This window comes from Enterobacter sp. MEB024, assembly GCF_030209635.1.
Lineage (GTDB): Bacteria > Pseudomonadota > Gammaproteobacteria > Enterobacterales > Enterobacteriaceae > Enterobacter > Enterobacter ludwigii.
Genome location: NZ_JARVRQ010000018.1, coordinates 20,973 through 29,148, shown reverse-complemented (window position 1 = coordinate 29,148; position 8,176 = coordinate 20,973). Strand labels below are relative to the sequence as shown.

Genomic DNA, 8,176 nt, shown 5'->3' with positions numbered 1-8,176 from the left:
TGCCAGAAGGCGTTGAGATGGTAATGCCAGGCGACAACATCAAGATGGTTGTGACGCTGATCCACCCAATCGCGATGGACGACGGTCTGCGTTTCGCAATCCGTGAAGGTGGCCGTACCGTTGGCGCGGGCGTGGTTGCTAAAGTTCTCGGCTAATTGCTGATAACATTTGACGCAATGCGCAATAAAAGGGCATCATTTGATGCCCTTTTTGCACGCTTTCAGATCAGAACCTGGCTCATCAGTGATTAAATTTGTCATAATCATTGCTGAGACAGGCTCTGCAGAGAGCGTATAATCCGAAAAGCGAATTAGCATTTCGATTTGGTTTGCCTCGCAATAGCGGGGTGAAAATGTTTGTAGAATACTTCTGACAGGTTGGTTTATGAGTGCGAATACCGAAGCTCAAGGGAGCGGGCGCGGCCTGGAAGCGATGAAATGGGTAGTCGTAGCCGTGCTGCTGATTGTAGCGATTGTCGGCAACTACCTTTATCGTGACATGATGCTGCCGCTACGCGCGCTTGCAGTGGTAATTCTGATTGCTGCAGCGGGTGGTGTCGCGCTGTTGACGACAAAAGGCAAAGCGACTGTCGCTTTTGCTCGCGAAGCGCGTACCGAAGTCCGCAAGGTAATTTGGCCGACTCGCCAGGAAACATTGCACACCACGCTGATCGTAGCGGCGGTTACCGCTGTAATGTCACTGATCCTGTGGGGACTGGATGGTATTCTGGTTCGCCTGGTATCCTTTATCACTGGCCTGAGGTTCTGAGATGTCTGAAGCCCCTAAAAAGCGCTGGTACGTCGTTCAGGCGTTTTCCGGTTTTGAAGGCCGCGTAGCAACGTCGCTGCGTGAGCATATCAAATTACACAACATGGAAGAGTTATTTGGCGAAGTTATGGTTCCGACCGAAGAAGTGGTCGAGATCCGTGGCGGCCAACGTCGCAAAAGCGAGCGTAAATTCTTCCCGGGTTACGTGCTGGTTCAGATGGTTATGAACGACGCGAGCTGGCACCTGGTGCGCAGCGTACCGCGCGTGATGGGCTTTATCGGCGGCACGTCTGACCGTCCGGCGCCAATCAGCGACAAAGAAGTTGATGCGATTATGAACCGCCTGCAGCAGGTGGGGGATAAGCCGCGTCCGAAAACGCTGTTTGAACCGGGTGAAATGGTTCGTGTTAATGACGGTCCGTTTGCTGACTTTAATGGTGTGGTTGAAGAAGTGGACTACGAGAAGTCCCGCCTGAAAGTGTCCGTTTCTATCTTCGGTCGTGCGACCCCGGTAGAACTGGACTTTGCCCAGGTAGAAAAAGCCTAAGCAGCGATCAAAAAAGCGACGATTTAATCGTTGCACAAGGCGCGAGATTGGAATACAATTTCGCGCCTTTTGTTTTTATGGGCTGCGGCCTGTAAAACGATTTTATTCACGGGGAGCCTCCTTGAGGCGTTATCACCCAATCAGAGGATTTTAGAATGGCTAAGAAAGTACAAGCCTACGTCAAGCTGCAGGTTGCAGCAGGTATGGCGAACCCAAGTCCACCAGTTGGTCCAGCTCTGGGTCAGCAGGGTGTGAACATCATGGAATTCTGTAAAGCGTTCAACGCCAAAACCGAATCCATGGAAAAAGGTCTGCCAATCCCAGTTGTTATCACTGTATACGCTGACCGTTCTTTCACTTTCGTTACCAAAACCCCTCCAGCAGCAGTTCTGCTGAAGAAAGCGGCGGGTATTAAGTCTGGTTCCGGTAAACCGAACAAAGACAAAGTGGGTAAAATTTCCCGCGCTCAGCTGCAGGAAATCGCGCAGACCAAAGCTGCCGACATGACTGGTGCCGACATTGAAGCGATGACTCGCTCAATCGAAGGTACTGCACGTTCCATGGGCCTGGTAGTGGAGGACTAAGAAATGGCTAAACTGACCAAGCGCATGTCCGTGATCCGTGACAAAGTTGATGCGACCAAACAGTACGACATCAACGAAGCTATCGCTCTGCTGAAAGAACTGGCTACCGCTAAGTTCGTTGAAAGCGTTGACGTTGCTGTTAACCTGGGCATCGATGCTCGTAAATCTGATCAGAACGTTCGTGGTGCAACTGTACTGCCACACGGTACTGGCCGTTCCGTACGCGTAGCTGTATTTGCTCAGGGTGCAAACGCTGAAGCGGCTAAAGCTGCCGGCGCTGAACTGGTAGGTATGGAAGATCTGGCTGACCAGATCAAGAAAGGCGAAATGAACTTTGACGTTGTTATTGCTTCTCCAGATGCAATGCGCGTTGTTGGCCAGCTGGGCCAGGTTCTGGGTCCACGCGGCCTGATGCCAAACCCGAAAGTGGGTACTGTAACCCCTAACGTTGCTGAAGCTGTTAAGAACGCTAAAGCAGGTCAGGTTCGTTATCGTAACGACAAAAACGGCATCATCCACACCACCATCGGTAAAGTGGACTTTGACGCTGACAAACTGAAAGAAAACCTGGAAGCTCTGCTGGTTGCGCTGAAAAAAGCAAAACCAACTCAGGCGAAAGGCGTGTACATCAAGAAAGTTAGCATCTCCACCACCATGGGTGCAGGTGTTGCAGTTGACCAGGCTGGCCTGAGCGCTGCTGCAAACTAATGCCTTTACGTGGGCGGTGATTTTGTCTACAATCTTACCCCCACGTTTGCTAACAAAAGTTAGCGGCTAAAAGATTTGTTCGTTGGAGCCTGGCCTAATCCAGGCCTCCGTCGAAGACCGCAGGTGTTTCGCAAGAAACTTAATGCCCTGCGTAGACGGTGACAGAACGCTAAGATTATTTTTGGATACTCTGGCTTGTTTCTGCTCACCGTATTAAGACGCTCTTTCCGTTGGGGAGAGTGAAGTGAGTTCCGGAACATGAGTTCCGGCAAACATCCAGGAGCAAAGCTAATGGCTTTAAATCTTCAAGACAAACAAGCGATTGTTGCTGAAGTCAGCGAAGTAGCCAAAGGCGCGCTGTCTGCAGTAGTTGCGGATTCCCGTGGCGTTACTGTAGACAAAATGACTGAACTGCGTAAAGCAGGTCGTGAAGCTGGCGTATACATGCGTGTTGTTCGTAACACCCTGCTGCGTCGCGTAGTTGAAGGTACTCCTTTCGAGTGCCTGAAAGACACGTTTGTTGGTCCGACCCTTATTGCATACTCTATGGAACACCCGGGCGCTGCTGCTCGTCTGTTCAAAGAGTTCGCGAAAGCGAATGCAAAATTTGAGGTCAAAGCTGCAGCCTTTGAAGGTGAGTTGATCCCGGCATCGCAAATCGATCGCCTGGCAACCCTGCCGACCTACGAAGAAGCAATTGCACGCCTGATGGCAACCATGAAAGAAGCTTCGGCTGGCAAACTGGTTCGCACTCTGGCTGCTGTTCGCGATGCGAAAGAAGCTGCTTAATCGCAGTTATCTTTATAAAGCATTTGCTTACGTATAAACTTATTCTGATTTTCAGGAACAATTTAAATGTCTATCACTAAAGATCAAATCATTGAAGCAGTTGCAGCTATGTCCGTAATGGACGTTGTAGAACTGATCTCTGCAATGGAAGAAAAATTCGGTGTTTCCGCTGCTGCTGCTGTAGCTGTAGCTGCTGGCCCGGTTGAAGCTGCTGAAGAAAAAACTGAATTCGACGTAATTCTGAAAGCTGCTGGCGCTAACAAAGTTGCTGTTATCAAAGCAGTACGTGGCGCAACTGGCCTGGGTCTGAAAGAAGCTAAAGACCTGGTAGAAGCTGCTCCAGCTGCGCTGAAAGAAGGCGTGAGCAAAGACGACGCAGAAGCACTGAAAAAATCTCTGGAAGAAGCTGGCGCTGAAGTTGAAGTTAAATAAGCCAACTTTTCTGGTTGCAGCCTAAGTCATTAGGCTGATGGCTGGTGACTTTTTAGTCACCAGCCTTTTTGCGCTGTAAGGCATCAGTAGCATTTCACACTGTTTGACTACTGGTTGTCCTGACAATGCATGTTTCTATCGACGACTTAATATATTGCGACAGGGTGCGCGCTCTGTGTAAATCGCGACGAAATGATTTAAGCGTGATAGCAACAGGTATTGCGGAAAGTATTCAATTTTCCGGTCCACAAAATGGTGTTGCACAAACTGTCCCTTCGTCGGACAGATGGGTCGACTTGTCAGCGAGCTGAGGAACCCTATGGTTTACTCCTATACCGAGAAAAAACGTATTCGTAAGGATTTTGGTAAACGTCCACAAGTTCTGGACATTCCATATCTCCTTTCTATCCAGCTTGACTCGTTCCAGAAGTTTATCGAGCAAGATCCTGAAGGGCAGTACGGCCTGGAAGCAGCCTTCCGTTCCGTGTTCCCGATTCAGAGCTACAGCGGTAACTCCGAGCTGCAGTACGTCAGCTACCGCCTTGGCGAACCGGTGTTTGACGTTCAGGAATGTCAGATCCGTGGCGTGACCTATTCCGCACCGCTGCGCGTAAAACTGCGTCTGGTGATCTATGAGCGCGAAGCGCCAGAAGGCACCGTAAAAGACATTAAAGAACAAGAAGTCTACATGGGTGAAATTCCACTCATGACAGACAACGGTACTTTCGTCATCAACGGTACTGAGCGTGTTATCGTTTCCCAGCTGCATCGTAGCCCGGGTGTCTTCTTCGACAGCGATAAAGGTAAAACACACTCATCCGGTAAAGTACTGTATAACGCGCGTATCATTCCTTACCGTGGTTCCTGGCTGGACTTCGAGTTCGATCCTAAAGACAACCTGTTTGTCCGTATCGACCGTCGTCGTAAACTGCCTGCGACCATCATTTTGCGTGCGCTGCAATACACCACTGAACAGATCCTGGACCTGTTCTTTGAGAAAGTAATCTTTGAAATCCGCGACAACAAGTTGCAGATGGAGCTGGTGCCAGAGCGTCTGCGTGGTGAGACCGCGTCGTTCGACATCGAAGCCGACGGCAAAGTGTATGTGGAAAAAGGCCGCCGTATTACCGCGCGCCACATCCGTCAGCTGGAAAAAGATGATATCAAACTCATCGAAGTTCCGGTTGAATACATTGCTGGAAAAGTAGCCGCGAAAGATTACGTTGATGAATCAACTGGCGAGCTGATCTGCCCGGCGAACATGGAGCTGAGCCTGGATCTGCTGGCTAAGCTGAGCCAGTCTGGCCACAAACGCATCGAAACGCTGTTCACCAACGATCTGGACCACGGTCCTTATATCTCTGAGACTATCCGCGTCGATCCAACGACCGATCGTCTGAGCGCGCTGGTAGAAATCTACCGCATGATGCGCCCTGGTGAACCACCAACTCGCGAAGCGGCTGAAAGCCTGTTCGAGAACCTGTTCTTCTCCGAAGACCGCTACGATCTGTCCGCGGTTGGTCGTATGAAGTTCAACCGTTCTCTGCTGCGTGATGAGATCGAAGGTTCCGGTATCCTGAGCAAAGACGACATCATCGAAGTGATGAAGAAGCTCATCGATATCCGTAACGGCAAAGGCGAAGTGGACGATATCGACCACCTCGGCAACCGTCGTATCCGTTCCGTAGGCGAAATGGCGGAAAACCAGTTCCGCGTTGGCCTGGTACGTGTTGAGCGTGCGGTGAAAGAGCGTCTGTCTCTGGGCGATCTGGATACCCTGATGCCTCAGGATATGATCAACGCCAAGCCGATTTCTGCAGCAGTGAAAGAGTTCTTCGGTTCCAGCCAGCTGTCTCAGTTCATGGACCAGAACAACCCGCTGTCTGAGATCACGCACAAACGTCGTATCTCTGCACTCGGCCCAGGCGGTCTGACCCGTGAACGTGCAGGCTTCGAAGTTCGAGACGTACACCCGACTCACTACGGTCGCGTATGTCCAATCGAAACGCCTGAAGGTCCAAACATCGGTCTGATCAACTCCCTGTCTGTGTATGCACAGACTAACGAATACGGTTTCCTTGAGACGCCGTACCGTAAAGTGACCGACGGTGTTGTAACTGACGAAATTCATTACCTGTCTGCTATCGAAGAAGGCAACTACGTTATCGCTCAGGCGAACTCCAACCTGGATGACGAAGGCCACTTTGTAGAAGATCTGGTTACCTGCCGTAGCAAAGGCGAATCCAGCTTGTTCAGCCGCGACCAGGTTGACTACATGGACGTATCCACCCAGCAGGTGGTATCCGTCGGTGCGTCCCTGATCCCGTTCCTGGAACACGATGACGCCAACCGTGCATTGATGGGTGCGAACATGCAACGTCAGGCCGTTCCAACTCTGCGTGCTGATAAGCCGCTGGTTGGTACCGGTATGGAACGTGCTGTTGCCGTTGACTCCGGTGTTACTGCGGTGGCTAAACGTGGCGGTACTGTTCAGTACGTGGATGCTTCCCGTATCGTTATCAAAGTTAACGAAGACGAGATGTACCCGGGCGAAGCAGGTATCGACATTTATAACCTGACCAAATACACCCGTTCTAACCAGAACACCTGTATCAACCAGATGCCTTGTGTGTCTCTGGGTGAGCCCGTTGAGCGCGGCGACGTGCTGGCAGACGGTCCGTCCACCGACCTCGGTGAACTGGCGCTCGGTCAGAACATGCGCGTAGCGTTCATGCCGTGGAACGGTTACAACTTCGAAGACTCCATCCTCGTCTCCGAGCGTGTGGTTCAGGAAGATCGTTTCACTACCATCCACATTCAGGAACTGGCATGTGTGTCCCGTGACACCAAGCTGGGGCCAGAAGAGATCACCGCTGACATCCCTAACGTGGGTGAAGCTGCGCTCTCCAAACTGGATGAATCCGGTATCGTTTACATCGGTGCAGAAGTGACCGGCGGCGACATTCTGGTTGGTAAGGTAACGCCGAAAGGTGAAACCCAGCTGACGCCAGAAGAGAAACTGCTGCGTGCTATCTTCGGTGAGAAAGCGTCTGACGTTAAAGACTCTTCTCTGCGCGTACCAAACGGTGTTTCCGGTACGGTTATCGATGTTCAGGTCTTCACCCGTGACGGCGTTGAAAAAGATAAGCGTGCGCTGGAAATCGAAGAGATGCAGCTCAAACAGGCTAAGAAAGACCTGTCTGAAGAACTGCAGATCCTCGAAGCGGGTCTGTTCAGCCGTATCTATGCGGTGCTGGTTGCCGGTGGCGTTGAAGCTGAGAAGCTCGACAAACTGCCACGCGATCGCTGGCTGGAACTGGGCCTGACCGACGAAGAGAAACAAAATCAGCTGGAACAGCTGGCTGAGCAGTATGACGAACTGAAACACGAGTTCGAGAAAAAACTCGAAGCGAAACGCCGTAAAATCACTCAGGGCGACGATCTGGCACCAGGCGTGCTGAAGATTGTTAAGGTGTATCTGGCTGTTAAACGTCAGATCCAGCCTGGTGATAAGATGGCAGGTCGTCACGGTAACAAGGGTGTTATCTCTAAGATCAACCCGATCGAAGATATGCCACACGATGCTAACGGTACGCCGGTAGATATCGTACTGAACCCACTGGGCGTACCGTCTCGTATGAACATCGGTCAGATTCTGGAAACCCACCTGGGTATGGCTGCGAAAGGTATCGGCGATAAGATCAACGCCATGCTGAAACAGCAGGAAGAAGTCGCGAAACTGCGCGAATTCATCCAGCGTGCCTACGATCTGGGTACCGACGTTCGTCAGAAAGTCGACCTGAGCACCTTCAGCGATGAAGAAGTGCTGCGTCTGGCAGAGAACCTGCGCAAAGGTATGCCGATTGCAACGCCGGTATTCGACGGTGCAAAAGAAGCTGAAATCAAAGAGCTGCTGCAACTGGGTGGTCTGCCAACGTCTGGTCAGATTACGCTGTTTGATGGCCGTACCGGTGAACAGTTCGAGCGTCCGGTAACCGTAGGTTACATGTACATGCTGAAACTGAACCACCTGGTCGACGACAAGATGCACGCTCGTTCTACCGGTTCTTACAGCCTGGTTACTCAGCAGCCGCTGGGTGGTAAGGCGCAGTTCGGTGGTCAGCGCTTCGGGGAGATGGAAGTGTGGGCGCTGGAAGCATACGGCGCAGCATACACCCTGCAGGAAATGCTCACCGTTAAGTCTGATGACGTTAACGGTCGTACCAAGATGTATAAAAACATCGTGGACGGCAATCATCAGATGGAACCGGGCATGCCAGAGTCCTTCAACGTACTGTTGAAAGAGATTCGTTCGCTGGGTATCAACATCGAACTGGAAGACGAGTAA

The 8,176-nt window shown here is 51.4% G+C and carries 8 protein-coding genes; all 8 read left to right on the top strand.

Annotated elements, in window-relative coordinates; all coding sequences use genetic code 11:
- A partial coding sequence (locus QRN24_RS22690; protein ID WP_072098027.1) for an EF-Tu C-terminal domain-related protein occupies window positions 1-155 on the top strand: 155 nt, incomplete at its 5' end.
- Window positions 156-384: 229 nt separating this feature from the next.
- A complete protein-coding gene (secE, locus tag QRN24_RS22685; protein WP_003862342.1) occupies window positions 385-768 on the top strand; it encodes a preprotein translocase subunit SecE in 384 nt (127 codons plus the stop codon).
- Between the two features lies 1 nt (window position 769).
- Window positions 770-1,315 (top strand): transcription termination/antitermination protein NusG, encoded by a 546-nt coding sequence (nusG, locus tag QRN24_RS22680; RefSeq protein ID WP_003862341.1) that lies wholly within the window; start codon window positions 770-772, stop codon window positions 1,313-1,315.
- Between the two features lie 155 nt (window positions 1,316-1,470).
- On the top strand, window positions 1,471-1,899 hold the full coding sequence (rplK, locus tag QRN24_RS22675) for a 50S ribosomal protein L11 (protein ID WP_008808007.1): 429 nt from the start codon (window positions 1,471-1,473) through the stop codon (window positions 1,897-1,899).
- Between the two features lie 3 nt (window positions 1,900-1,902).
- Window positions 1,903-2,607, top strand: a complete 705-nt coding sequence (gene rplA, locus QRN24_RS22670) for a 50S ribosomal protein L1 (protein ID WP_006810530.1) — start codon at window positions 1,903-1,905, stop codon at window positions 2,605-2,607.
- A 291-nt stretch (window positions 2,608-2,898) separates the two neighbouring features.
- The gene (rplJ, locus tag QRN24_RS22665; RefSeq protein WP_004097644.1) at window positions 2,899-3,396 is read left to right on the top strand and encodes a 50S ribosomal protein L10; all 498 of its coding nucleotides are present in this window, start codon (window positions 2,899-2,901) and stop codon (window positions 3,394-3,396) included.
- A gap of 66 nt (window positions 3,397-3,462) precedes the next feature.
- Window positions 3,463-3,828, top strand: coding sequence for a 50S ribosomal protein L7/L12 (rplL, locus tag QRN24_RS22660; protein WP_014168154.1), 366 nt, complete (start codon window positions 3,463-3,465; stop codon window positions 3,826-3,828).
- A gap of 319 nt (window positions 3,829-4,147) precedes the next feature.
- Window positions 4,148-8,176 (top strand): DNA-directed RNA polymerase subunit beta, encoded by a 4,029-nt coding sequence (rpoB, locus tag QRN24_RS22655; RefSeq protein ID WP_020882980.1) that lies wholly within the window; start codon window positions 4,148-4,150, stop codon window positions 8,174-8,176.